Annotated in this window: 25 protein-coding genes and 1 pseudogene; 18 read left to right on the plus strand and 8 right to left on the minus strand. The window is 32.5% G+C overall.

The window, feature by feature from the left end:
* Window positions 1-11 precede the first annotated feature (11 nt).
* The 5 genes from RMO53_RS13065 to RMO53_RS13085 all read right to left on the minus strand — a co-directional run bounded on the left by RMO53_RS13065 (window position 12) and on the right by RMO53_RS13085 (window position 5149).
* Complete coding sequence (locus tag RMO53_RS13065; RefSeq protein ID WP_310381547.1) at window positions 12-245, minus strand: DUF3820 family protein; 234 nt, start codon at window positions 243-245, stop codon at window positions 12-14.
* 60 nt (window positions 246-305) lie between these two features.
* Window positions 306-707 (minus strand): OsmC family protein, encoded by a 402-nt coding sequence (locus RMO53_RS13070; RefSeq protein WP_310381550.1) that lies wholly within the window; start codon window positions 705-707, stop codon window positions 306-308.
* 97 nt (window positions 708-804) lie between these two features.
* Entirely contained in the window at window positions 805-2724 is a 1920-nt protein-coding gene (locus RMO53_RS13075) for a LysM peptidoglycan-binding domain-containing protein (protein ID WP_310381552.1), read from the minus strand.
* 165 nt (window positions 2725-2889) lie between these two features.
* On the minus strand, window positions 2890-4419 hold the full coding sequence (gene guaA, locus RMO53_RS13080) for a glutamine-hydrolyzing GMP synthase (RefSeq protein ID WP_310381554.1): 1530 nt from the start codon (window positions 4417-4419) through the stop codon (window positions 2890-2892).
* A 58-nt stretch (window positions 4420-4477) separates the two neighbouring features.
* Window positions 4478-5149: a hypothetical protein gene (locus RMO53_RS13085; protein ID WP_310381556.1), complete on the minus strand. Its 672-nt coding sequence runs from the start codon at window positions 5147-5149 to the stop codon at window positions 4478-4480.
* A gap of 228 nt (window positions 5150-5377) precedes the next feature.
* On the opposite strand from RMO53_RS13085, the gene RMO53_RS13090 reads away from it, so the two are divergent.
* The 6 genes from RMO53_RS13090 to RMO53_RS13115 all read left to right on the plus strand — a co-directional run bounded on the left by RMO53_RS13090 (window position 5378) and on the right by RMO53_RS13115 (window position 11407).
* The gene (locus tag RMO53_RS13090) at window positions 5378-5764 is read left to right on the plus strand and encodes a RidA family protein (RefSeq protein ID WP_310381558.1); all 387 of its coding nucleotides are present in this window, start codon (window positions 5378-5380) and stop codon (window positions 5762-5764) included.
* 207 nt (window positions 5765-5971) lie between these two features.
* Entirely contained in the window at window positions 5972-7219 is a 1248-nt protein-coding gene (locus tag RMO53_RS13095; RefSeq protein WP_310381560.1) for a voltage-gated chloride channel family protein, read from the plus strand.
* 165 nt (window positions 7220-7384) lie between these two features.
* Complete coding sequence (locus RMO53_RS13100; RefSeq protein ID WP_310381562.1) at window positions 7385-8389, plus strand: bifunctional oligoribonuclease/PAP phosphatase NrnA; 1005 nt, start codon at window positions 7385-7387, stop codon at window positions 8387-8389.
* 6 nt (window positions 8390-8395) lie between these two features.
* Window positions 8396-9025 carry a gliding motility-associated peptidyl-prolyl isomerase GldI gene (gldI, locus tag RMO53_RS13105; RefSeq protein WP_310381564.1) on the plus strand — a complete coding sequence of 210 codons (630 nt, stop codon included), beginning with the start codon at window positions 8396-8398 and terminating at the stop codon, window positions 9023-9025.
* Window positions 9026-9042: 17 nt separating this feature from the next.
* Entirely contained in the window at window positions 9043-10128 is a 1086-nt protein-coding gene (locus tag RMO53_RS13110) for a peptidylprolyl isomerase (protein WP_310381566.1), read from the plus strand.
* A 34-nt stretch (window positions 10129-10162) separates the two neighbouring features.
* Window positions 10163-11407: a peptidylprolyl isomerase gene (locus RMO53_RS13115; RefSeq protein WP_310381568.1), complete on the plus strand. Its 1245-nt coding sequence runs from the start codon at window positions 10163-10165 to the stop codon at window positions 11405-11407.
* Between the two features lie 86 nt (window positions 11408-11493).
* On the opposite strand, the gene RMO53_RS13120 is transcribed toward RMO53_RS13115, so the two are convergent.
* Both RMO53_RS13120 and RMO53_RS13125 read right to left on the minus strand, forming a co-directional pair.
* Window positions 11494-11934 (minus strand): hypothetical protein, encoded by a 441-nt coding sequence (locus tag RMO53_RS13120; protein ID WP_310381570.1) that lies wholly within the window; start codon window positions 11932-11934, stop codon window positions 11494-11496.
* A gap of 57 nt (window positions 11935-11991) precedes the next feature.
* Complete coding sequence (locus RMO53_RS13125; RefSeq protein ID WP_310381572.1) at window positions 11992-14466, minus strand: zinc-dependent metalloprotease; 2475 nt, start codon at window positions 14464-14466, stop codon at window positions 11992-11994.
* 167 nt (window positions 14467-14633) lie between these two features.
* Here RMO53_RS13125 and RMO53_RS13130 point away from each other — a divergent pair, with 167 nt between their 5' ends.
* The 5 genes from RMO53_RS13130 to RMO53_RS13150 all read left to right on the plus strand — a co-directional run bounded on the left by RMO53_RS13130 (window position 14634) and on the right by RMO53_RS13150 (window position 19907).
* Complete coding sequence (locus tag RMO53_RS13130; RefSeq protein ID WP_310381576.1) at window positions 14634-15254, plus strand: peptidylprolyl isomerase; 621 nt, start codon at window positions 14634-14636, stop codon at window positions 15252-15254.
* Window positions 15255-15298: 44 nt separating this feature from the next.
* Complete coding sequence (locus RMO53_RS13135) at window positions 15299-18508, plus strand: VPS10 domain-containing protein (RefSeq protein WP_310381578.1); 3210 nt, start codon at window positions 15299-15301, stop codon at window positions 18506-18508.
* Window positions 18509-18564: 56 nt separating this feature from the next.
* Window positions 18565-18741 (plus strand): GldL-related protein, encoded by a 177-nt coding sequence (locus tag RMO53_RS13140; RefSeq protein ID WP_310381580.1) that lies wholly within the window; start codon window positions 18565-18567, stop codon window positions 18739-18741.
* Between the two features lie 37 nt (window positions 18742-18778).
* Window positions 18779-19252: a 23S rRNA (pseudouridine(1915)-N(3))-methyltransferase RlmH gene (gene rlmH, locus RMO53_RS13145; protein ID WP_310381581.1), complete on the plus strand. Its 474-nt coding sequence runs from the start codon at window positions 18779-18781 to the stop codon at window positions 19250-19252.
* A gap of 226 nt (window positions 19253-19478) precedes the next feature.
* Window positions 19479-19907 carry a CHRD domain-containing protein gene (locus RMO53_RS13150; RefSeq protein WP_310381583.1) on the plus strand — a complete coding sequence of 143 codons (429 nt, stop codon included), beginning with the start codon at window positions 19479-19481 and terminating at the stop codon, window positions 19905-19907.
* A 418-nt stretch (window positions 19908-20325) separates the two neighbouring features.
* Here the strand turns inward: RMO53_RS13150 and folP are convergent, their stop codons facing one another.
* A complete protein-coding gene (gene folP / locus RMO53_RS13155; RefSeq protein WP_310381585.1) occupies window positions 20326-21153 on the minus strand; it encodes a dihydropteroate synthase in 828 nt (275 codons plus the stop codon).
* A gap of 136 nt (window positions 21154-21289) precedes the next feature.
* Here folP and RMO53_RS13160 point away from each other — a divergent pair, with 136 nt between their 5' ends.
* The 7 genes and pseudogenes from RMO53_RS13160 to RMO53_RS13190 all read left to right on the plus strand — a co-directional run bounded on the left by RMO53_RS13160 (window position 21290) and on the right by RMO53_RS13190 (window position 26639).
* The gene (locus tag RMO53_RS13160) at window positions 21290-21832 is read left to right on the plus strand and encodes a DUF1599 domain-containing protein (RefSeq protein WP_310381586.1); all 543 of its coding nucleotides are present in this window, start codon (window positions 21290-21292) and stop codon (window positions 21830-21832) included.
* A 204-nt stretch (window positions 21833-22036) separates the two neighbouring features.
* Window positions 22037-22252: pseudogene (locus tag RMO53_RS13165) on the plus strand (four helix bundle protein); the annotation flags it as partial.
* A gap of 156 nt (window positions 22253-22408) precedes the next feature.
* The gene (locus RMO53_RS13170) at window positions 22409-23509 is read left to right on the plus strand and encodes a BT_3928 family protein (RefSeq protein WP_310381589.1); all 1101 of its coding nucleotides are present in this window, start codon (window positions 22409-22411) and stop codon (window positions 23507-23509) included.
* Window positions 23510-23571: 62 nt separating this feature from the next.
* Window positions 23572-24069 carry a TlpA disulfide reductase family protein gene (locus RMO53_RS13175; RefSeq protein WP_310381591.1) on the plus strand — a complete coding sequence of 166 codons (498 nt, stop codon included), beginning with the start codon at window positions 23572-23574 and terminating at the stop codon, window positions 24067-24069.
* Window positions 24070-24120: 51 nt separating this feature from the next.
* On the plus strand, window positions 24121-24873 hold the full coding sequence (gene tpiA, locus RMO53_RS13180; RefSeq protein ID WP_310381593.1) for a triose-phosphate isomerase: 753 nt from the start codon (window positions 24121-24123) through the stop codon (window positions 24871-24873).
* Between the two features lie 304 nt (window positions 24874-25177).
* The gene (prmA, locus tag RMO53_RS13185) at window positions 25178-26011 is read left to right on the plus strand and encodes a 50S ribosomal protein L11 methyltransferase (RefSeq protein WP_310381594.1); all 834 of its coding nucleotides are present in this window, start codon (window positions 25178-25180) and stop codon (window positions 26009-26011) included.
* Between the two features lie 16 nt (window positions 26012-26027).
* Window positions 26028-26639, plus strand: a complete 612-nt coding sequence (locus RMO53_RS13190; protein ID WP_310381596.1) for a class I SAM-dependent methyltransferase — start codon at window positions 26028-26030, stop codon at window positions 26637-26639.
* Window positions 26640-26651 lie beyond the last annotated feature (12 nt).

Below are 26651 nucleotides of genomic sequence, written 5' to 3' on the forward strand. Positions count from 1 at the left end.
TTATACAAACATTAACTCGGTTTTGGATATTTTTTCCGAATGTTTCGGATTAAATCTTCGAGTCCGTTGAGTTTTAATTCATAAACCAGTTGCAGTTGTTCCCCCAACTCTCCTTTTGGAAAACCTTTATTGCTGTACCAAACCACATAATATTCAGGTAAATCAATAAGATATTTACCTTCGTATTTGCCAAAAGGCATTTTGGTATGTGCTAATTTAATGAGTTGTTTTTGGTCTGGGTTCAAGGGGAGTTTTATGGATTAATCTTTAAACTTAAATGAGATTGCTTCGTTCCTCGCAATGACTTACAACCAATTAAAACTAATTTCTTTCTCAATATCAGTATTCAAACTCAGGAAAACAGGACAAATCATTGCGGCTCTTTCGAGGATAATTTTATTTTTATCGGTTGTAGCAATAGTCATGTTTAAGACAATAACGATTTTAGCTATTTTTCTAGGTTCGGCTTGCATAACCTTCGTTACTTCAACTGTTGAGCCATTTAAATCCAGATTCAAATCTTTTGATTTTATTGCCATAATTGAGACCATGCAACTGCCCAGTGCATTAGCAACTAAATCCGTTGGAGAAAATGCTTCCCCTTTCCCGTGATTGTCTGTAGGTGCATCAGTAAGAATTTCTGTTCCCGATTGCAAATGGGTTGATGTGGTTCTTAAATCGCCTAGATATGTTATTTTAGAAGTCATAATAGAAGTTTGAAGTTTGAGGTTAGAAGTTATAGGTTATGAGTTATGAGTTATCTGTTTACTTTAATCGAAATTCTTAATACTTGATTCTTAATTCTTAATTCGCTTCTTTTATAGTTAAATCGGCGTCGTAATACAAAATATAAACGCCTTTATTGACATATCCTCCGCCCTCTTTTTTATAAAATTCAAATTTATTATTTACTTGCTCAGTTGCAGTAGCACCAATAGTTTCTTGATATGTACTTCCTTGTGATAATCGCAACATCGTGTCAAAAGTAACATCAAATCCACGAGTAGCGTAAGTACTTGGCAAAATTTTATTTTTCTTTCTGTATTCGTTATCAAAAATTAATGCTCCTGCCGATTCGTTTTCACGAGTCATTGATGGATACATTAATTTTAATTTGGTTAGATTTTCAAAATTTATTTCATCAGTATCTAAAGTTTCATTGGGTTCTAATATTACTAATTGCAACTTGAAACTGCTCATAGCGCTCATCATTGTTGCCATTGTTGATTTTATCATCCAAGTATTTTCGGATATTAAAACCACATAATTGATTTTATCTTTTACAAACAAACTTTTCAGATTTTCTGTAGATAAGCTACCGTTTTCTTGCAGTGAAGCAAATTGAACTCCTTTCTGATTTTCCTGAATATACTGTCTAGCCGATTCTTTTTTGCGGTCAATTACTGCAATTATATTACCTCCTTTTGTTTTCATGTAAGAGAACATTGCATTTTTTAAAGTTTCATTTGTAGGTATCGTTTGAAATAAATTTGGAAAGGAATTACCTATATCTTTTGACAATGGTGAAATCACAGGCACATTATTCTTATTGAGTATTTCGGCTGTTTTCTCTACATTATTTTGGTAAAAAGGACCAATTATAGCATCCACATTTTGCAATTTATTTTCTTGAATAATTGTTGCAACATTCGAAGAATTTTTGGTTTCTTGTGAATCGAATATTTGAATGTCAACATCAAGTCCAATTTGTTTTGCCGAATCAATCGCTACCAAAGCACCTGAATAAAAATCCAAAGTCATGTTCAAAAACTTGTCTTTTTTCAAACGGGCAGTTGTCGAATTGATCGTGTCACTTTCGATTTTAGACAAATTGAAAGGCAATAATAAAACCAACTTTTTTCGCTGATTACTCCCATTTTTATTTGTTAAAGTAGCATATACTTTATTTTTTTCAGTAGGAACAGCAATAATTGAAGGTACTTTTAGAATCATTCCTATCTCAACTCCATTGGTCAAAGTGGGATTCAGTTTTATCAATTCTTCTTGGGTTAATCCCGCCATTTTAGACAAACTGTACAGCGTTTCTTTTGGTTTTACTTCATAATCAATATAATTATTTGCTGGAGTGATTTTTTCAGAAATTGGTTTTACAATTTCACTTTTAGATTCAACTGCTAATGGATTCTTGTCTAATTTTGGAGCAATTCCTTTTATTACTAATTTATATCCAATGGTTAGATTAGGAATAACTTCGGGGTTTTTGCGCTCTAATTCTTCAACTGTAATCCCATATTTTTTGGCAATAGAATACTTCGTTTCTTTAGGAAGCACTTCATGAAATACTACTTTTTCTTGTATTGGTACAACAATTTTAGAACCCGTATTGGAAGGAATTAGTAAAACTTGTCCTATTTGCAATCCCTCTTTTTCAAGAAATGGATTGGCTTTCTTTAAGGCTTCCTCTGAGATGTTGTATTTTTTTTCGATACCAAATAAAGTCTCTTTTGGCTCCACTTTATGCGTTTTTATTTTTGAAACTATTTTGGTATTATCAGTTTTGTTAGGAATTAACAAAACACTATTTGGCTTTAAACCACTTTGAGCATCAGGATTTAATTGATAAATATCAAATGGGGTTACCTTATATAATTGAGCAATTTGGGCAATAGTTTCTCCTTTTTCTACTATATGCTTACCGTATTTTTGTCCAAATACAGAGCAAGAAAATACTACTATAAAAATAAAAACGACTCTATTTATCATAATTCAAATACTTTAAAAATTATTCAATAACAATTTCAATGGCAATAGTAATAAAAATTTTCCTTGTCAATAAAAATAGTGTTTTCAAAATCAATATAAAAACAAAAAATCAATTTCTTTATTGCTATTGAAATTGATTTTTGTAATTGCCATTGAAATTAAGTTTTATTCCCACTCTATAGTTGCTGGTGGTTTTGAGCTAATGTCATACACTACTCTATTGACACCTTTCACTTTATTGATAATATCATTGGACACTTTCATCAAGAATTCATAAGGCAAATGTACCCAATCTGCGGTCATTCCGTCCGTAGATTCAACGGCTCGAAGTGCAACCACTTTTTCATAGGTTCGCTCATCGCCCATTACTCCTACACTATTTACCGGAAGTAAGATTGCTCCAGCTTGCCATACTTTGTCATACAATCCCCAAGATTTTAATCCATCAATAAAAACAGCATCAACATCTTGCAAAATTTGTACTTTTTCTGGTGTAATATCTCCTAAAATTCTAATTGATAATCCTGGTCCAGGGAAAGGATGTCTTCCTAATAACGCAGCATCTATGCCTAATGTTGCACCTACTCGACGAACTTCGTCTTTAAATAACATTCGGAGTGGTTCTACAATTTTCAGTTTCATATAATCAGGCAAACCGCCCACATTATGATGCGATTTTATAGTTGCTGATGGTCCTTTTACCGAAACTGATTCAATAACATCAGGATAAATGGTTCCTTGTGCCAACCATTTTACATCTTCGATACGATGTGATTCGTCATCAAATACTTCGATAAAAACACGACCAATTGTTTTTCGTTTGGTTTCTGGATCACTAATTCCAGCTAATTCGCTTAAAAAACGATCACCAGCATCAACTCCTTTTACGTTCAAACCCATTCCTTTGTATTGGTCTAAAACGCTTTGGTATTCATTTTTGCGAAGTAAACCATTATTTACAAAAATACAATATAAGTTTTTTCCAATAGCTTGATGCAATAAAATTGCGGCTACTGTAGAATCTACACCACCAGAAAGTCCAAGAACTACTTTATCATCTTGAATTTTTTCTTTAAGCTCTGCAACCATTTCTTCAACAAAAGCATTGGGCGTAAAATTTTGAGGAACATGCGCAATTTTAACTAGGAAATTCTCTAGCATTTGTTTTCCATCGGTTGAGTGAAAAACTTCGGGATGATATTGAATTGCATACGTAGTTTCACCTTCGATTTTATAGGCAGCAAATTCTACATCATGAGTGCTAGCAAGTTTCACTCCATTCGTTGGTAATGATTTTATACTATCGCTATGGCTCATCCAAACTTGGCTATTCTCTGAAACACCTTCAAAGAAAGTTTCATTTTGTTTTATAAAAGACAAATTAGCTCTGCCATATTCTCTAGTATTCGAAGCGGCAACTTCGCCACCGCTAAAATGTGCCAAATATTGTGCTCCGTAACAAACGGCAAGCATTGGCAATTTGCCTCTAATTTGTGATAAATCTGGGTGTGGTGCATCTTCTCCTCTTACAGAAAAAGGGCTTCCACCAAGAATTACGGCTTTATAGCTTGATAAATCACTCGGAAAATGATTGTAAGGAAAAATTTCGCAGAATATATTTAATTCGCGAACGCGTCGGGCAATAAGTTGTGTGTATTGTGATCCGAAATCTAAAATAAGTACGTTGTGTTGCATGCGCAAAAATACTTTTTATAATCGGAATTGAAAAATTGAATTTTGGAAAAATTTAATATTATTCTTTAGTTAGAATAATAGTAGCCTTAAAACCAGTAGCAAGATTCCATTGGTTCGCCGAAATAAGAATTCCTTTCTCATCATAAACTTGAAATTCAGCTGTATTAGGTCCAGAACTTCCTTGATTAAGTGCTTTAAAATCTATTTTATTAAAGCCTTTTTCTAAAGTAACTTCGAAGCTTTGAAACTCACTATCCATAATTATTTCGGGTATAATTATACTATCATTTAAGTAAACTTGGATAAAATCGCCATCAACTTCACCAAAATCGCGGTATAAAATTTTTGCAGTAGTAGACTTTGTCTTGAAATTTCCTAAATTTTGATTCTTTCTGTAGACAAAGCCATCTTCACTTTCAGGTTTTTTATTTAATTTTTGAACAATAGCATCTCCTGGATTTATAAATTTATTTTTTGGTGCCAAAGAGAAATCATTTTTAACTCCCATTTGAAAGGAGTTATTGGGCTTTGTTTTTGAATTATCAAACACATTAGGTGTGATAATTTTTGGCAAATCTATACGAGATAGAGAATCTTTTTTAGTTTCTTTTGGGGGATTTACTTTGATATCAATGGGAGGAATAGCTTTGAATTTTTTACTAAACTCATTTTGTCCAAATCCATTGGTAGCAACACTAAGTATAAAAATTAAAAACAAAATGGGTTTCATAAGCGTCGAATACTGAAAAAACAAAATTAAAAATAAAAATAATAGAAAATTTTGATTAAAAATCACAAAAATAGCATAAAAAAAAGTTGCATACTGCTTTTCGATTTACAAATCATTTGGTGGCAAACAATCAAAATTGATGCCATAAAAATTAAATACTTTCCCTGTAAAATTTTGTTTTTACTTGGCGTTTTTTTATAAATTGCAACTTCAATTAAATTCATTAAAATGAAAAGAGAAAACATCTTGACGGGTTCACCTTGGGAAGACAAAATGGGATACTGTCGTGCGGTTCGCATTGGTAATATTATCGAAGTGTCAGGAACAGTAGCTATTGTTGACGGAGAAAAAGTTAAAGCTAACGATGCCTTTGCACAAACTCAAAACATTCTAGAAAGAGTCGAAAAAGTTTTGGAAGACTTGAACGTAGGAATGAAAGATGTAATTCGGACACGCATTTTCACAACTGACATAACCACTTTTGAAGCTGTTGCAAAAGCACATTCATCTTACTTTAAAGACGTAAAACCTACAACCGGTTTTTATGAAATCAGCAAACTTGTAGCTCCAGAATATCTAGTAGAAATAGAATTTACAGCTATCGCTGAGGAATAATATTAAAAAAAACAAACCAAACTATTTGTCATTGCGAGGCACGAAGCAATCTCATTTGTTGCTCTCTCTGGTTGAGATTCTTCCTGCGTCAGACCCGAGAGCAAAGCTCGAACTGGCGAAGCAATGACAAAATAATGTAAAGCTATTCTAATAAAATATAAAAAAAATTGGATTGATTCATTCCTCGCACTGGCAAAAATTTACCCAATGAACTTAAAAAAAATCACCATTATTACTTTCAAATGGATTTTCATTTGTGTTTTGATAGGTGTTTTATCTGGTTCAGCATCAGCGTTATTTTTGGTGACTTTAGAATGGGTAACACAATTTAGAGAAAAAAGCACTTGGATAATATGGCTCTTGCCAATTGGTGGTTTACTAATAGGTTTATCTTATCATTATTACGGAAATAATGTTGTAAAAGGCACTAATTTATTGCTGGAAGAATACGAAAACCCTCAAAAAACCATTCCGCTAAAAATGGCACCGATGGTTTTAATTGGAACCTTAATTACCCATCTTTTTGGAGGTTCCGCAGGTCGTGAAGGCACAGCTGTTCAGATGAGTGGCGCAATTGCTGATCAATTCACAAGATTATTTAAACTCAATAACTCCGATAGAAAAACGCTTATCATTCTAGGAATTAGCGCAGGATTTGCTTCTATATTTGGAACACCATTGGCTGGTGCATTGTTTGCTTTAGAGGTTTTATATTTTAGCAAAATCAGTTTTAAAAGTGTGATTTTATCTTTTTTTGTAGCCTATATAGCTTATTTCGCCGTTGAATTTTGGCACATAAAACATACACTTTATAACATTCCTGTTGTTCCAGAGATAACTATACTGAATTTTGGTTGGATTGTTTTGGTTGGAATTTTATTTGGATTGACAGCAATGTTATTTTCTAAAACCACTCATTTTTGGAGCTACCTATTTTCGAAATTCATACCATTTCCTCCACTTCGCCCGTTTGTTGGAGGAATTATTTTGGCTGCAGCTATTTATTTTATTGGAACTACAAAATACATTGGTTTGGGAATCCCAACAATTGTCGATTCATTTTCAACTCCAAACGAGTCCTATGATTTTCTGCTCAAAATAATTTTTACAGGATTTACTCTTGGCGCAGGATTCAAAGGAGGTGAAGTAACACCGCTATTCTTCATTGGAGCAACATTAGGTAGTGTTTTATCGCTTGTAGTTCCTTTGCCAATTGCACTTTTAGCAGGAATGGGATTTGTGGCGGTTTTCTCTGGTGCAACTCACACACCTATAACTTGTACGGTACTGGGAATGGAACTTTTTGGGCTAGAAAGCGGAATTTATATTGGCATAGCTTGCGGTATTGCTTACTTTTGTTCTGGAATTGTAGGTGTTTACAAATCTCAAATTGTAAAAGGAGCAAAATACCATTTGTACCAACGGATTAAAAGGCAAAATGTCCAAGATTTTTAGTTTGGTAAAAGTTTGTTAAATCTTGAAATGATATCAACATTACATTAAAAAAATGTAAATTCGCAAACTATGAAATCGCCACGAACCAGAAGTTTGCCTAAGCAAACACCAATTAAGAAAAAAAGCGATACCATATGTGACCGCTAAAAAATATAATTTACACATATGAAAGCACAAGATATTCAAGCGATACAGTTACTATTAGCAACTCCAAAAAAAATTGCCATAATTCCGCATCGCAATCCTGATGGTGATGCTATGGGATCAACACTTGCATTGTATCATTTTTTGATAAAAAATAAACATCTCCCAGTTGTTGTTTCTCCAAATGAATTTCCTGATTTTCTAGCTTGGTTACCAGGTTCAGAAACGGTTAAAATATTCGAAAAAGACAAAGCAAATTGCACCAAAATACTCGAAGAAGCAGAGCTTATTTTTACATTAGATTTTAATGCATTGCATCGTGTAGGCGAAATGGAGCATGTTCTTGCTCAACTCACATCGCCTTTTATAATGATTGATCATCACGAAAAACCGGATGATTATGCTGCTTACACGTATTCGGATATTGGGTTTGGTTCAACCTGTGAAATGGTACATAATTTTATCTCATTTCTTGGAAAAAAATTCGAAATAGACAAGACCATTGGTACTTGCATTTATACTGGAATTCTCACTGATTCAGGTTCGTTTCGGTTTCCAAAAACAACTGGGACAACCCATAGAATCATCGCTGATTTGATAGATTTAGGTGTCGAAAATACTCAAATTCCAACACTTCTTTTTGATAATAGTTCTTATAGTAGTTTGCAATTGCTAGGAAGAGCGCTTCAAAATATGAAAATTTTAGAAGCTCAAAAAACAGCCTACATTACACTCACACAAGCAGAGTTAGACACTTTTAATTTTAAAAAAGGAGATACCGAAGGCATTGTAAATTATGGATTGAGCATAAAAGGAATTGTTTTTGCAGCTATTTTTATAGAAAACGCTGCCGAAAAAATCATCAAGATTTCGTTTCGTTCACAAGGTAATTTTGATGTAAATCAATTTGCGAGAGACCATTTTAATGGTGGTGGACATCGCAATGCTGCAGGTGGAAAATCCGAAGTTTCAATGAAAGAAACCTTAATAAAGTTTGAAGAATTGGTTTTAGAACTAAAAATATAAAGTATTATGAAAAATTTTAAAATACTATTTATTGCATTCCTTGTTGCAACAATTGTTAGCAGTTGCAAACAGCAACAAGATGCCAGAAGGCCAATTTCTCAAGCTTCGGGAAGTTTTATGAAAAAATCAGCAGAACGCAATAAAAAACTTATTGCTGGCGAAGAAGGTCAAATTGATGCTTTAATAAAAAGTAATCCAAAAGTAAAATACCTAGCTTCGACAAAAGGATATTGGTATACATATCTAACAGTAAATACAGTAGATACTTTAACCCCCAAAAAGGGTGACGTGGCTTTTTTTGATTATGAAATTAGAGATTTAAAAGGTAGTATTATCTACTCGCAACTCGAGTTAAAGCCTCAAACCTATCTTGTTGATAAACAAAATATAATGACCGGATTGAGAGAAGGCATTAAATTAATGCATAAAAAGGAAAAAGTTAGTTTTTTATTTCCTTCCCATATTGCTTTTGGATATCATGGGGATGATAAAAAAATAGGGACAAATCAACCGTTACTTTGTACCGTTACTTTAAATAATTTCATATCCGAAGTGGCATTTAAAAAAGAAATTCAACTAAAAAAAGATACTTTAACTCTAGACCAAAATAACATCAAAGACACAGTAACAAATTAAAATTAAATCAATCCCTAATGAAAAAAAGCATTCTATTTTTATTCCTTACAATTTCAACATTTTATTCTTGTAAAAACGAAAAAAACATTCTTCCTGATGGTTTATATGCACAAATTGAAACCAGTAAAGGCGTTATAACCGTTCAATTAAATTATGAAAAAGCGCCTATCACTGTAGCTAATTTTGTTACTTTAGTCGAAGGCAAAAATGAATTTATCACTTTAGAAAATTTAAAAAACAAACCTTTTTATGATGGTTTAAAATTTCATAGAGTCATAAAACAATTTATGATTCAAGGTGGCGATCCACTAGGAACAGGTTCTGGCGATACCGGTTATAAATTTAAAGATGAAATTTCTGATTTGAGATTTGATAAAGGTGGCGTTCTAGCAATGGCAAATAATGGTCCTGCAACTAATAGCAGTCAGTTTTTTATTACTCACGTTGAAACGCCTTGGCTCGACGGAAAACATACTATTTTTGGACATGTTGTCGAAAAAGGAATGGAAGTTGTCAACTTGATTGAGCAAAATGATTTCATCAAAAAAATTACAATTATACGAAATGGCGATGCTGCAAAAAAGTTTGATGCTGTTAAAACATTTTCGAATTATTTTTCAGTAGAATCTGAAAATCAAAAAAAATATAAAGCTAAATATAAAGTGGTTCAAGACCAGAAAGTTTTTTATTACAAAGCTTTATTTGCAAAAGCGACTAAAACTTCAACTGGTTTACACTATGTAATTACAGAGAAAAAAGGTGGTAAAAAACCCGCAGCTGGCACAAATATTTTCATTCACTATGCTGGTTTTTTAGAAAACGGAACATTATTTGATACCAGCATTGAAACCGTTGCAAAAACATTTGGAAAATTTGATCAAAGCAGAGCAGCACAACAAGGCTATCAGCCAATACCGTTTCAAGCTGGAGCAAAAACAGGTATGATTCCTGGTTTTATCGAAGGAATAGAGCAATTATCTTTTGGTGACAAAGCAATCCTTTTTATTCCATCGAACCTAGCCTATGGTGAAGCTGGAGCTGGAAATGTGATTCCGCCAAACTCTAATATCATTTTTGAAATTGAATTATTAGAAAAAAAATAACCATAAAATCAAGTCAGACTTTAATTTAAACAAAATGAAATCAAAAATTCTATTATTACTATTTTTAGGAATATTCAGCGTACAAGCACAAGTTAAAAAAAAGCAAGTTGTTCCCGTTAAAAAACCATTGACAACCGTTAAAGCTCCTGTAAAAACAGCAGTTAAAGTAACTCCAAAAGCTCCTGTAGCAATTGAAGGAATTTTTGCAACATTCAACACCAATAAAGGGATTATTGAAGTACAATTAGAATACCAAAAAACACCAGTAACTGTTGCAAACTTTGTATCGCTAGTAGAAGGAACGAACACCTTTGTTACGGTTGAAAAGCTAAAAGGAAAACCTTTTTATGATGGAATGAAATTTCACAGAGTAATTAAGGATTTCATGATTCAAGGTGGTGATCCAAACGGAAATGGTTCTGGTGGTTGTGGTTACTCTTTTAAAGATGAATTTACTGATTTAAAACACAATAAAGGCGGAATACTCTCCATGGCAAATTCTGGTCCAGGCACAAATAGCAGCCAGTTTTTTATCACACACAAGGAAACATCTTGGCTTGATGGTAAGCATACTGTTTTTGGTCGTGTTACAAAAGGGATGGAAGTGGTGAACTTAATTGCACAAGATGACCTAATTCTGAAAGTGACTATTACCAGAAAAGGAACATTGGCAAAACAATTTGATGCTCCAAAAGTGTTTTCAGATTACTATGCTAATAAAGCCGAAGACGCAAAAAAACAAGCTGTTATTGATGCAGAAAACCAACAAAAACAAGCTGCAATTGCAGCCGAAGCTAAAAAAGTATATTTTGAAACATACGGAAGTGTCATTTCTGCAAAAGCTTTGGCCTTAGCACAACTCAAAACTACTGCCACAAAAAGTGATTCTGGTTTAGCATATAGTATTACAAAAGGTACAGGAACAAAACCAGTTGATGGTACAATTATAAAGGTTCATTATGCAGGTTATCTTGAAGACGGAAGCTTATTTGACAGTAGCTATGAAGAAATTTGCAAAGCTTATGGGAAATTTGATCCAAATAGAGCCGCACAAAACGGATACCAACCCTTTCCATTCGAAGTGGGTAAAAAGGTGGGTTTAATTCCTGGTTTTCTAGAAGGTTTAAATTTATTGTCCTTTGGTGATAAAGCAACTTTATATATTCCTTCAAATTTAGGATACGGTGCAAGTGGAGCTGGAAATGTAATTTTGCCCAACGCAACTATTATTTTTGAATTAGAAATATTTGAATCGGCGCCAACTGCTGTAAAGCAATAAAAAAAAGAGTTATAAATAAAAAGGGATTGTCTAGGCTAGACAATCCCTTTTTATTTTATTCTCAACTTCAAAAATAGTAGTGTTTTTTATTTCTTTCCAAATTTCCAATCAAACTCATCCTTTTCGTTTATAATTGCGCCAATTTCGAATTTTACTACCTCATCAAACTCCGTTTGCAAGATTATCCAATTATCCTCATTAAAGTAGTTTTCATAAGTATCAAAGGCTTCTTGAGTGAACTTAGAAATACCTTTTAGTGACAATTCTTTTATTAGGTCTTTGATGTTTTTTCCAATAATTGTATTTTGAAATAATTCTAAATCAGGGCTTGAAGCTACAATATAACCCAACCTGAATGCTTCATCGTTATAGAAAGTCAAACGCATTTTTAAGGTGTTATAAACAAGAATTAAGTTATTGTCTTCATCCTTGTATTCCTTATTTGGTTTACCATAAATAACAATTACATCGGTTTGTTTCATCCCAAAAAGGAGTTTATCGATGCCAGATTTTGGATATATTTTCATTTTTTTTGATTAATTAAAAAAGTAGCATTAAATTATTTTTCAAACTATAAAAAACTATTATTTAGGATTCAAAATCAAATCGATTCGTTTAATCGAATCTTCGTAATGGTACTTTGTCTCTGTATTAATCCCGGTGTTTTTAGCTAGGGTTAACTGGTTTTTTAGCACATTTAATTCTCCACGAACTAAGGCACGAATATCAGATTGTGGCACATTAAAATAAACAACACCTGGTGCTGGTTTCAATTCTTCGGTCATTAAATATCCCATTCTTTCAATAAATGTTCGTTGTAAATTTCTACGATAAATTGTTACATTTAACAATGTTGTAGTTTCTTTCCAAATTCCTTTTCGCATATCGCTTATTAAATCTAATGCTTTATAATTCGTAGTCCCTGAAATTTCAGCATCTAATACTCTTCCTATTCGTTCTAAACTCAAAACATTATTTAAATGTCTTGCTTGTAAACTTCTAAATCGCTCGGTATAACCTGTAAAATCAATACTTTTCAATGTTGATAGATTAACTAACCACGTGGGAGAATTAAAAGCATTATTTTGCAACCACTGCATGGCTTCTTGTTGTTTTGCTTTTGGAACAATTTCATATATAGATCCTTTTTGGTTTGGTTTTTTGGTGTTTTCATAAATACCTCCCACATTGGTTACAACATGACCCACATACCTACTCCAAGTTCCTAAAAATTCACCATAAAGTTCGTTCAAATCCTCATAATTATTGGTTGCATCGCTAGTCCATTGGGCTAAATTTTGACCCACATATTTCAAATTTTTCATTCCATAATCGCTGGCTTTTATTGCATCACTACCAATATCTTCTGTTTGAGTTGTTGGATCAAAATCACTACTTTGTTTCCCATATTTATAGATTGGATTACCTACTTTTTCAAGTATCCATGAATCTAATGTAGCTATTTCATCTTCTGGAGATTTGGCTTTTGGAATCACACGATAACCCCAATTTGTAGCATAATGATCATATGGTCCCATTTGTCTAAAAAATCGAATGTTTTTATCACCAGGTTGTGCGATGTAATTGAATCGGGCATAATCCATCAAACTGGCAGCTATACCAAATTTTTGTGTAAAAGCACCGTCTCTATAACGCTCTACATCATAAGCATTACTTGCACACATATTATGAGGAAAACCAAGTGCATGACCTACTTCATGAGCAATTACAATGCGCATCATGTTTCCCATGTCCTCATCACTCGTTTTTAATGTTCGAGCCGAAGGATTTGCTGCGCCAGTTTCTAATAAATAACGATTTCTGTAAGAACGCAAATGATTGTGATACCAGATAACATCGCTTTCGATAATTTCGCCAGTTCGTGGATCAGAAACACTTGGTCCAACTGCGTTACGGGTTGTACTGGCTACGTATCGAATTACAGAATACCGAATGTCTTCTGGGCTAAAATCTGGATCTTCTTCTTTGGTTGGAGCATCTTTGGCAATGATAGCATTTTTAAAGCCTGCTGTTTCAAACGGTTTTATCCATTCTTCGACTCCAAGTTTTATATATTTTCGCAATTTTTCTGGAGTAGCAGGATCTAAATAATAAACTATAGGTTTTATAGGTTCAACAAGTTCTCCTCGTGCATAAGCTTCTGGGTCTTTGGGTTCTAATCTCCAACGTCGAATGTATGTTTTTTGATCCGATTTTAAAGCATCACTACCATAATCGTATTGACTTACTGTAAAAAATCCTAGTCTCGGATCGGCAATTCTTGGTGTCATCAATTTTTCTGGAAGAAGAATCATAGATTGATTCATTTGTATACTAATGGTTTCTGTGTCTTCAAGCACTGATGGTTTTGATGCATTGTAAGTAAAATCTTGAATTACTTCGATATTTAACGGAAAACTTTTCATAGTAGTAATAAAACTTCGAGTGTCATCTAAACCTTTCACCTTATAGGCTTCTCTGATTCCTGCAGATAAACCACTTATGGCTTTTACATCGCTACTGTAAAATTTAGTGACATCAATAACGGTATTTGCTGAATCCTTACTGAATGCTACGATGTCAAAAGCAAACAATGTTGGCGCATAATTATTAGCTTTAACGGATATGCTTATGGGTAAACTGTCATTTGCTACAGCATTAAATGATTTTGATTTCAAAAGAATTTTATCTTGAAATCGTTCCCAAACTACCATTTGCTCATTAGTTTCAGAACCCGCATTTACAAATCCACCTCCCAAATTTGCCGGAAGTTTTGATAATCGACTTACAAGCAACATGTCTTTATTCAAGTATTTATTAGGCACTTCAAAAAAATATTTTTTATCCACTTTATGCACTTTAAATAAACCATCATCCGTTACAGCATCTTTAGTTATTACTTGGCTGTATTCTTTTATTGCGCCATCTTTCTTTTTTTCGGGAACTACGGTTGGAGCAACTTCTGATTTCTTGTTTTTATCTTTTTTAGATTGAGCAAATGAAGTTATCGTTGTTAAACTAAAAATAATTGCTGTTGCGAAAATGAAATATTTTTTCATTTAATGGTTTTTAAAGATTAATTCATACCAAAAATAATTTTAACTCGCTGTAAAATGATTTTTATTCATTGATTTAACTAATAATTAACAAATAAAAATATCAAAAACACAATCGTACCAAATAATTATTTCTACTTTTGATTGGCTTGTAATTAATTTTTAAATTAATGAAAAAACTATTTTTTATCTTTTCCTTAATTCTATTATTTAGTTGCAGTAAATCTGTATATAAAACCAAATGGACAACGGCAAAAGCACCTGATACTTTCGTTACTAGATTTGAAACTTCAAAAGGAACATTTGATATTCAAATTAACAGAGTAAGTTCTCAAAAAGCGGTTGATCGCTTTTATCAATTAGTAAAAAATCATTATTTTGATACAACGATTTTTTATAGAGTTGTACCCGATTTTGTAGCTCAATTTGGAATAAGTGATTCTACAAAAACGGCACAATGGAAAAAATCAAAAATTCCCGATGAAGAAGTTCGTCAAAGTAACATAAAAGGGGCGTTAAGTTTTGCTAGAGGTGGAAAAGAAACCAGACACGATCATCTTTTTATAAATCTGACAGACAACCCTCGCCTTGATACCTTAAATTATCAAGGAGTCAAAGGATTTCCCGCTTTTGGAAACGTGATAAACGGAATGGAGGTAGTGGAAAAATTATATTCAGGATATGGAAATGAAACCATGAGCAAAGTAAATCCATTAAATTATGCTCAATTATTAAAAAAATTTCCAAAACTAGACCAAATAAGTAAAATATATATTCTCAACATTAAATAGTTTAATTTAACTAAATTTATCAATAAATTTTCAAATCAATAATTATGAAACAGTACTTTACAAAAGGAATCCGATTTAGTATTTTATTAGTGTTTTTTATCAGTTTAAATTCCGGTTCGGTTTTTTCACAAAAAAACAAAAAGACTACCACTACTGTAAATGATAGTGTATTTAATGGTTTGAAATGGCGCAATATTGGTCCATTTCGAGCAGGTCGATCACTTGCTGTCGCTGGACATGCAGACCAACCATTAACCTATTATTTTGGTGCTACTGGCGGTGGAGTTTGGAAAACTACTGATGGAGGAAATGAGTGGAAACCAATCTCTGACAGCGTCTTCAAATCTTCATCGGTTGGTGCAATAACTGTGGCACCATCTGATCCAAACGTAGTCTATGTGGGAATGGGAGAAGCAGATATGCGTTCTAATATTTCTTTTGGCGATGGAATGTATAAATCTGTAAATGCGGGTAAATCTTGGTCAAAAATAGGACTTGAAAAAGCAGATGCTATCGGAAATATTGAAGTTCATCCTACAAATTCAGATATTGTATTTGCTGCAGCAATGGGAAATCCGTTTCATACAAATCCTGAAAGAGGAATTTATCGTAGTAAAGACGGAGGTAAAACATGGCAATTAGTACTTTCTAAAGATGAAAGCACTGGAGCAATGTGTGTTCGAATTGACCAAAATAATCCTCGAATTGTATACGCAACACTTTGGCAAGCCTATAGAAACGGGCATTCAATGTCCTCTGGCGGAAAAGGTTCTGGAATGTACAAATCTATTGATGGTGGTGATACTTGGACTTGTTTAAACGAAAAACCTGGAATGCCTGTGGGAATTTTAGGCAAAATAGGCGTTGCTGTTTCTCCTGTAAATTCTAATCGTTTGTATGCATTAATCGAAAATACAAAAGGTGGATTGTACCGTTCAGATGATGCTGGTGAACACTGGGAATTAATCAATGAAGATAAAAACCTTTGGCAAAGACCATGGTATTATATGAATTTACAAGCAGATCCAAAAAATGAAAACGGGCTAATTGTATTGAATGTAAATGCTTGGAAATCTAGCGACGCAGGTAAAAGCTTTAAAGAAATTCCAGTTCGTCATGGCGATACGCACGATGTTTGGATAAATCCAAAAAATCCTGATAATTTTATAATAGGTGATGATGGTGGCGGCGAAGTAACTTTTAATGGTGGCGAAGTTTTTTCGGATATAGATATTCCTACAAGTCAGTTTTATCATGTCTCATTAGATAATGATTTTCCTTATAATGTATATGGCGCACAGCAAGATAATTCTTCTATAAAAATTGCTTCACGAACCGATGGCAATAGCATCGACAAAGATTCATGGTTTCCAGTAGCTGGAGGTGAAGCTGGTTATATTCAAGCTGATCCAAGTAATTCAGACATTACTTATGGTGGCGAATATGATGGTTCATTAAGCAAGTATAACAAAAAAACAAATCAATACCAAGATATTTCTCCGTATCCAGAATCAAATATTGGCGCACCATCTAGTGCCAAAAAACATCGTTTTCAATGGACATATCCTATCGTTTTTTCCCCACAAAACCCAAAACGTATGTATGTGACATCACAAGTAGTACATGTTACTGAAGATGGCGGAAATTCATTCGAAATTATAAGCCCAGATTTAACACGTAATGATCCTAAAACTACAGGCGAAACTGGTGGACCAATTACTAAAGATCAAACTGGAGCCGAAGTTTATGCTACTATTTTTACAATGGCAGAATCGCAATTAGAACAAGGTGTGCTCTGGACAGGATCAGATGATGGTTTGGTTCATGTTTCAAAAAACAATGGAAAAAATTGGGATAACATTTCTATCCCAACAAATCAATTGCCTGATTTTTCTCTAATAAGCATGATTCACACATCAGATCATGCAAAAGGGAAAGCGTATTTAGCAGCCAACAAATACATGTACGGAGATAGAAATCCCTATTTATTTAAAACTGCTGATTACGGTAAAACTTGGACAAAAATAACTACTGGAATTCCTTCGGACGAGTATTGTCGTGTGCTTCGTGAAGACCCAAACAAAGCGGGTTTACTTTACGCTGGAACCGAAAGAGGTGTTTATGTTTCTTTCAATGATGGAAATTCTTGGCAAAAACTCAATCTAAATTTACCACTTACTCCTATTCGTGATTTGCAAATTCAAAAACGCGAAAAAGATTTAGTCGTGGCAACTCACGGTCGTGCTTTTTGGATTTTGGACGATATTAGTCCACTTTACGAAATCATGGACAATGCAGTTAAATCAAGCAAACACCTTTTCAAACCTCGACCTGCGTATCGAATGCAAGGTGGGCAAAGTGATTCGAAAAACTCAGGAACTAATGCACCAAATGGGGTTTTGGTACGATATTATTTGAAAAATAAAGCTTCTAAAGAACTAAAACTTCAATTCTTGAATGAAAAAAATGATACTATTATCTCCTATTCTTCGACCAAAAATTTGAAAGGCGAACCAATGAAAATAGCCAAAGAATTTCACCAAGATCCCACTAAAACACAAGCTGGATTTATAACTTCAAAATCAGGCATGAACTCTTTTAACTGGAACATGCGTTATCCTAGTGTGACTAAAGTAGATGGTACAAATGTAATGTGGGCAGGTTCTGGAGTTGGTCCAAAAGTTGTCCCTGGAAATTATAAAGTTCGTTTAATCGAAGACGGAAAAATAATAGGAGAACAACCTATCGAAATTAAAAAAGACCCAAGATTAACAGTAAGTGATTCCGATTTGGCAGAACAATTTAATCTTCATCAAAAAATAAACAAAAAAGTAGATGAAGCCCATATTGCTATTAATAAAATTCGTAAAATTCGAACTCAAATAAATGGCTATGTTGGTTCCGTAAAAGATTCAACTCTTGTAAATGAGATGAAAAAAATCACAAAACCTATACTTGAATCTATTGATGAAATTGAATCAACATTAATGCAACCAAAAGCAATTGCACCACAAGATGTTCTCGCGTTTCCAATTATGTTAAACGATAAAATGGCTGGATTAGGTTCTAATGTTTCCTCTGCCGAAACCAAACCCATAAAAAGTGCTTATGTGGTTTATGAAGATTTAGCTGCAAAAATTGATACCGCTGTAGCCAAAGTAAAAGACATTACTGAAAATAAAATAACCCAATTTAATGACTTTGTAAAGAGCAAACAGATTCCAGCGATAATTTTGGATAAAGAAAAAAAGTAAAACAAATGCGAAAGAGACAGCAAATAAATTAGCTGTCTCTTTTTTATATTTAAAAAATGAGAAATATACCACTACTAGTTTTATTTTTATTAGGGACTGTAATTACTGTTTTAGGTGCACTTTTTAAAATTATGCATCAATCTGTAATACTCTCCAATTCTTTTTTAATAACTGGGATGATTATTGAAGCTTTGGCAGTATTTTTTATATTTTCAAAACTATCAAAAAAGTAATTCTAAAACTTACTAAAAAGTTAATTTTCAAACTAAAATGAACATTAAACTCATTGCCATAGGTAAAACCGACAATAAAAACCTGCAACTATTTATAGATGAATATCTAAAACGATTGTCGTTTTACATCAAGTTCGATTTAGAGATTATTCCAGATATTAAGAACGTCAAAAACTTATCCGAAAATCAACAAAAAGAAAAAGAAGGCGAATTAATTTTGGCTAAAATAACAGCAACCGACCAACTTATTTTATTGGATGAAAACGGTAAAACTTTTTCGAGTGTGAGTTTTTCTGAAGAATTGCAAAAGAAAATGAATTCAGGTGTTAAAACACTAGTTTTTGTAATTGGTGGACCTTATGGTTTTTCGGAAACTGTTTATGCTAAAGCGCATGGTAAAATTTCGCTTTCGCAAATGACATTCTCACACCAAATGGTTCGTTTATTTTTTATTGAACAATTGTATCGAGGATTTACGATTTTAAAAAACGAACCGTATCATCATCAATGATTTTAAATCGAAGTGGTTTATTTCAAACGAAACAAAGATTGAACATCAATATATTTTTTTTACTAATCGCAGTTCTATCATTATGACTGGATTATAAAAAAAGTGAACAAAATGAACTTCAACGAACGTTAAAAGTTTATTAAAGTTATTCTGATTGATATTTTGATGAAGTAATTAAAACTAAATTTGTTTAAGAATTGTATAAAAATCTTAAACAAAAAAAATTATGAAACACCTATTTAAAATTTTAGTTTTTACACTTATTTCGACTTTTGTTGTATCCTGTAATGATGATGAACCAAATCCTAATGTAACTTATAAAGCTACTTTGAGTGGTGCTAATGAGACGACACCAAATTCTTCAACAGCAACTGGAACTGGAACACTTGTCTTTAACACAACAACAAAAATTTTCACCATCACTGTAGTACATACTCTTGCATCACCTACAGTAGGTCACATTCACAAAGCTGCAGCAGGCGCAAATGGACCTGTTGTTTTTCCGTTTTCAAGTTTAGTTTCGCCAATAATGTATACTAGTGCAGCACTTACTGCTGAACAAGAAGCAGATTTAAATGCTGGCCTTTATTATGTAAATTTGCACAGCGCTGCGTTTCCTGGAGGAGAAATTAGAGGGAATCTAACCAAACAATAAAATATTTTTGCTTAATTTTTGAATTAAGATATCAATAATTTATTATTTTAATGAACATGCCCCAAAAAGTTAAACACTATTTGGGGCATTTTTTATGAAAAGAAAAGTTAAGTATGAATATACATTTGGCCTGAATATTTGAAATTAGTATTAGAAAATCACCATTCGCATGGATTTGTTTCTACTACAAAAGGTATAAATGAATCTAACATTTGCAATCGGATTGGGTCTTATAAACACTTTGGCACAATTGGTTTATTACAGAGAAAAAATCAAAATTATTTGTTCAAAAAAAAAATTAAATCGGAGCATGATCTAACATATTTGAGACGAGGGTCGCATTCGATTTTGGCAACAAAAATTGATTATCTCCAAAAGAAAGCATCGCAAAAAAGGATTACTAAACTAAAATACTTTATTACAGATTATTAATTTTATTAAATAACGTAACACATTCCATTGCCTCTTTTACATCGTGAACACGAAGGATTTTAGCTCCTTTAGTCAAGGCAATTGTATTTAAAACTGTGGTTCCGTTTAAAGCATTTTCAGGTTTAGTTTCTAATGGTTTATAAATCATGGATTTTCTTGAAAAACCCACAAGTAAAGGCAATTCAAGCAGGTCAAACAATTCCATTTTTTGTAAAATTTCATAATTTTGATCTATTGTTTTAGCAAAACCAAAACCTAGATCTACAATTAAATCATTGAGACCAAAGCTTCTCGCTTTTGCAATTTTTTCTGAAAAATAAAATAGTATTTCTTTGATTATATTTTCATAACTGGTCATGTTCTGCATATTCTCAGGTGTTCCTCTCATGTGCATCATAATGTATGGAACATTATATTTAGCAACTGTTTCAAACATTTTATCGTCTAAATTTCCTGCTGAAATATCGTTTATCATTGCCGCTCCATTTTCAATACAAATTTTGGCCACTTCGCTCCTAAAAGTATCTATCGAAACTAGGGTTTCTGGAAAATGTTTCAAAACTAAATCGACTGTTGGAATTATTCTTGAAATTTCATCTTTTTCAGAAACAAACTCGGCTTTTGGTTTACTTGAATAGGCTCCAATATCAATGAAAGTTGCTCCATCAAGAAGCATTTTTTCGACATGAACCAAAATCTCTTTTTCTCCAATAAATTTTCCGCCATCGTAGAAAGAATTTGGTGTAACATTCAAGATTCCCATCACTTTAGGAATTGATAAATCTACGAGTTTACCTTTGCAGTTAATTGTCATTTTAGGAATAGAAATCTAGTTTAGTATATAAATACTTGAAAAATCAAGGTTCAAAAATCATCTCCCAAAAGTTCGAGCTAAAATCAAAAAAATTATGCTTATTTTTGAAGAAATTTTATACAAATATAAAGCATAAATGAATACTACTTCACAAGAATATGACAAAGTAATAGCAATTTGCAGATCGCTATTTGTCAACAAGATGAAAGATTACGGTAGTGCTTGGCGCATATTGAGATTGCCTTCTTTAACCGATCAGATTTTTATAAAAGCACAACGTATTAGAAGTTTACAAGAAAATGATGTTCGTAAAATAAACGAGGATGAAACAGGAGAGTTTATAGGAATCATCAATTATTCTATAATGGCACTAGTTCAATTAGAGCTTGGCGTTGCGGAACAACCCGATTTAAATGTTGAAAAAGCAACACAATTATTTGACGATAAAGTTACATTGACCAAAGATTTAATGCTAGATAAGAACCACGATTATGGAGAAGCTTGGCGCGAAATGCGAGTAAGTTCACTCACCGATTTGATTTTGCAAAAACTACTTCGGGTAAAACAAATTGAGGATAACAAAGGCAAAACATTAGTTTCAGAAGGTATAGATGCAAATTATCAAGATATGATAAATTACGCCGTATTTGCTTTGATATTAATGGAAAAAGTAAAATAGCAAAAATCAAATAACAAATAACAAATAACAAATAACAAATAAATTCTAAATCTAAAAATTCAGAAACTAATGGAACCGAAAAAATACGATTTAGAAGAACGAACTTTGAAATTTGCAATTAACTCTAGATTATTTTTTAAAAAATTACCACGTACAATTTCCAATATTGAAGATGCAAAACAATATGTTTGATCATCTGGTTCAGTTGGGGCAAATTATATTGAAGCAAATGAATCTTTAAGCAAAAAAGATTTTTGCTACAGGATTAAAATTTGTAGAAAGGAAGCTAAAGAAAGTAGTTATTGGTTAAAAATATTGAAGGCAACAAATTTAGAATTTGAAACAGACATGAATATCTTAATACAAGAATCTGAAGAACTAAAAAAAATATTTTCTTCTATAATCGAAAAATCATCCTGATATTTATAATTTTGAGTTTATTAATTTTTGAATTTTGAAAATTAATATTTGGAATTTATTTGTTATTTGGCTTTTGTTTTTTGGAATTTAATAAATAACAAATCGTTAACAACCCAAAAAAGTAATCTAGTTTATATTTGCACTTAAAAATTAATTATGAAAAATAGTATTACCCAATTCTCAAGAATTTTTGTTGGAATTTTATTTATTATTTCTGGATTAATAAAACTCAATGATCCTATAGGATTCTCTTATAAATTGACAGAGTATTTTAGTGAGCCTGTTTTTAATATGCCATTTTTTGCACCATTCGCACTAGCAATTGCGCTAGTATTGGTTATACTTGAGGTCGTTTTAGGTGTTATGTTACTCATTGGATATAAATCAAAAATTACAATTTGGAGTTTGCTACTTTTGATAGTGATGTTTACCTTCTTGACTTTTTATTCCGCTTATTTCGATGTTGTAAAAGACTGTGGTTGTTTTGGTGATGCACTAAAATTAACTCCTTGGCAATCATTCACTAAGGATATTGTTTTATTGGTATTTATTCTGATTTTGTTTTTTAATCAAAAATTAATCAAGCCATTATTTGGTAATAAAACCCAAAATAGTTTAGCCTTAACAAGTTTAATTTTGTGTGCTTTTTTAGGATATTGGGTAATTAATCATTTGCCTCTAATTGATTTTAGACCTTACAAAGTGGGTATAAATATTCAAAAAGCAATGGAAATTCCAGATAATGCTCCAAAAAGTGTGGTTGAAATGGTTTTTATCTACAAAGTAAATGGAGTTGATACAGAATTTACAGAAAAAGATTTGATGTCATTGCCAGCTGGAGCTGAATTTGTGGATCGAAAAGACAAAGTTATTGTTCAAGGTTACCTTCCTCCTATTCACGATTTTAAACTTGAACTAGAAGGTCAAGACAACACTCAAGTAATTTTATCAAAAGAAAAAAACCTCATAATTGTTGCATATAATCTAGAGAAATCTTGTCCCGAAGGCCTTCAAAAACTCAATAAATTATATCAAGATGCTGTAGCAAAAGGATATTATGTTGGATTATTAACAGGTTCTACCAAAGCCATTATTGATGTTACTAAAAAGAAATACAATCTAAAATTTGATTTCTTCTTTTGTGATGAAACAGCTTTAAAAACTATTGAAAGAGCAAACCCAAGTATCGTGATTTTAAATTATGGAACTGTAATTCAAAAAGTACATCATCATGATATTAATAAATTGAAATTATAAATCAGTAATTAAAATTTAATACTATAAAGAATCGTTTAAGTAACTTTACCAAAATAAATAAAATGAAAAAAATAGCCGCATTCTTAGTCGCCTTAATATCTATTTCTTGCACTAATGCTCAGAAAACAGATTTTTCAAACGAAGCTTTACAAGAAACATTATTATCCAGAGATGGTCAACAAATTGCTTTTAGGGATATCCTAAAAAAATATGAAGGCAAAACCGTAGTCATCGAAGTTTGGGCTTCATGGTGTGGCGACTGTGTAAAAGCCATGCCAAAAATTCATGAATTACAAGTACAAAATCCCGAAGTTGTTTATGTTTTTATTTCAATGGATAAAACTGTTGAAAAATGGAAAATTGGTATCGAGAAACATAAAATTATTGGCGATCATTTTATGGCAAACGACCAAATGAAAGGTGTATTTGGAAAAGCTATCGATTTAGATTGGATTCCAAGATACATCATTATTGACAAAACAGGTAAAATTGCACTTTATAGAGCAGTTGAAACTGATTTTGATAAAATCAATATCACTTTAAAAGGATTAAATCAATAGCAATTTCAATGGCAATCACAATAAAATAATAAAAACACAAACACAACTAAAATGAGAAAGAAAATTGTTGCAGGAAACTGGAAAATGCACAAAAACGCAGAAGAAACCGAAGATTTATTAAACGAATTAATAGCAAAAATACCAACTGATAGCAACGCACAAGTAATTGTAGCGCCAACATTTATCAACTTATCATCAGCAGTTGAGCATTTAGAATTTACAAATATTACCGTTGCGGCACAGAACATGCACCAAGCAGAAAGTGGAGCTTATACTGGCGAAATATCAGCAGATATGCTCAAAAGTATTGGTGTGAATACAGTGATTCTAGGACATTCAGAACGCAGAGCGATTTTTCATGAAACCGATTCTATAATTGCATATAAAGTTGATACGGCCTTAAAACACGATATGACCGTAATTTTTTGTTTTGGTGAAGAGTTGAAAGACAGACAATCCAAAAATCATTTTAACATTGTGGAAAATCAATTGCGTGATGGTTTATTTCATTTACAAGCAAAAGATTGGGAAAACATAGTTTTAGCCTACGAACCCGTTTGGGCAATTGGAACTGGCGAAACAGCAAGTCCAGAACAAGCACAAGAAATGCACGAATTCATCAGAGAAACTGTTCGTCATACTTTTGGCAGTAACATTGCCGAAGATGTTTCGATACTTTATGGCGGAAGTGTAAAACCTGATAATGCCAAAGAAATTTTCTCTAAACCTGATGTTGACGGAGGTTTAATTGGTGGAGCAGCATTAAAATCTGACGATTTTGTTGCGATTGTGAATGCTATTTAAAAGAAGTTATGAGTTAAAAGTCAAAAATTTTCGTCATGGAAATTTTTGACTTTTTTTTATTGCTATAAATCGATTTTCAACGGAAATTTAAACCCATTATTTGTCATTCTGACGCAGGAAGAATCTCATCTTGTTGCTTAATTTTGTTGAGATTCTTCCTTCGTCAGAATGACAAATTAACAACTATTTTTTATTGTTAAGTCAAAAATTTCAATCTTGCATTTAGAATTTTTTCTACTTACAGCAATATGATTCTTGACTTTCTGACCTTAACTAGAATTATTATCTTTGCAAAAAAATAAACATGTCAAACATTTATATAGGCTATCATTTTACAATTGAGCCAAGAGAACTTGGTTCCGAAATATTGATTGCCGAACTAGGAGAAAAAGCATTCGAAAGTTTTACCGAAACCGAAACTGGAATTTCGGCTTTTGTACAAAAAGATTTATGGGACGAAAAAATTCTAGAAGACATTTACATTCTACAATCCGATGAATTTAAAATCGATTACACTTTCGAAGAAATAGCACAAGTGAACTGGAACGAAGAATGGGAGAAGAATTTTGACCCAATTGATGTTGATGGAAATTGCCATGTTCGCGCACCTTTTCACCCCAAAACAAACGCCGAATTTGATATTGTAATCGAACCCAAAATGAGTTTTGGAACCGGTCATCACGAAACCACACACATGATGATTCAGCATTTATTAGAAATCGATGTAACTGGAATGAAAACCCTAGACATGGGATGCGGAACAGCAATTCTGGCAATTTTAGCCGAAATGAAAGGCGCAAAACCAATAGATGCAATTGATATTGACAACTGGTGTTATTTGAATTCTATCGAAAATGCGGAACGTAATAATTGCAACCATATTTCCGTTTATGAAGGAGATGCAGCACTATTAAAAGACAAAAAATACGACCTCATTATTGCAAACATCAACCGAAATATTTTGTTGAACGACATGCAAAGTTATGTTGCTTGTTTGAATCCAAATGGAACGCTACTTTTGAGTGGTTTTTATGAAGAAGACATTCCGTTTATTGATGCATCTTGCACCGAAAAAGGATTGACGTATGTTAAAAAGTTCCAAAGAAACAATTGGGTATCTTTAAAATATGTAAATTAGTACTGAAAACTAAAAAATGGAAACCAACCGAAAAAATCATTGGCAAACCGTTTATGAAACAAAACTTCCTAGTGAAGTAAGTTGGACGCAAGAAATTCCAAAAACATCACTTGATTTTATTCGAGAAACTAAACTGGATAAATCAGCTAAAATCATTGATATTGGTGGTGGTGATAGCAATCTAGTAGATTTTTTGTTAGCTGACGGATACGAAAATATTTCTGTTTTAGACATTTCTGCAAAGGCATTAGAAAGAGCAAAAAAACGTCTCGGAAAAAACGCCAAAAAAGTAAATTGGATTGTTTCGGATATCACAGAATTCAAACCTGATACGACTTATGATATTTGGCATGACCGCGCAACTTTTCATTTTTTGACAACCCGCGAACAACTCAATTCCTATCATGCCATTGCAAAAAAATGGGTAACTGGTTTTGTAACTATTGGTACTTTTTCTGAAAATGGGCCGAGCAAATGTAGCGGACTTGAAATTAAACAATATACCGAAACTGCTCTCGAAAATGAATTTTCGGATGGTTTTGAAAAACTGAAATGTATCAATGAAGATCATACAACTCCTGTTGAAACCGTACAAAATTTTACGTTTTGTATTTTCAAAAAAAGATAAACCAAACTGTAT

It is taken from the genome of Flavobacterium sp., assembly GCF_031409475.1.
In the GTDB taxonomy this organism is placed as follows: Bacteria; Bacteroidota; Bacteroidia; order Flavobacteriales; family Flavobacteriaceae; genus Flavobacterium.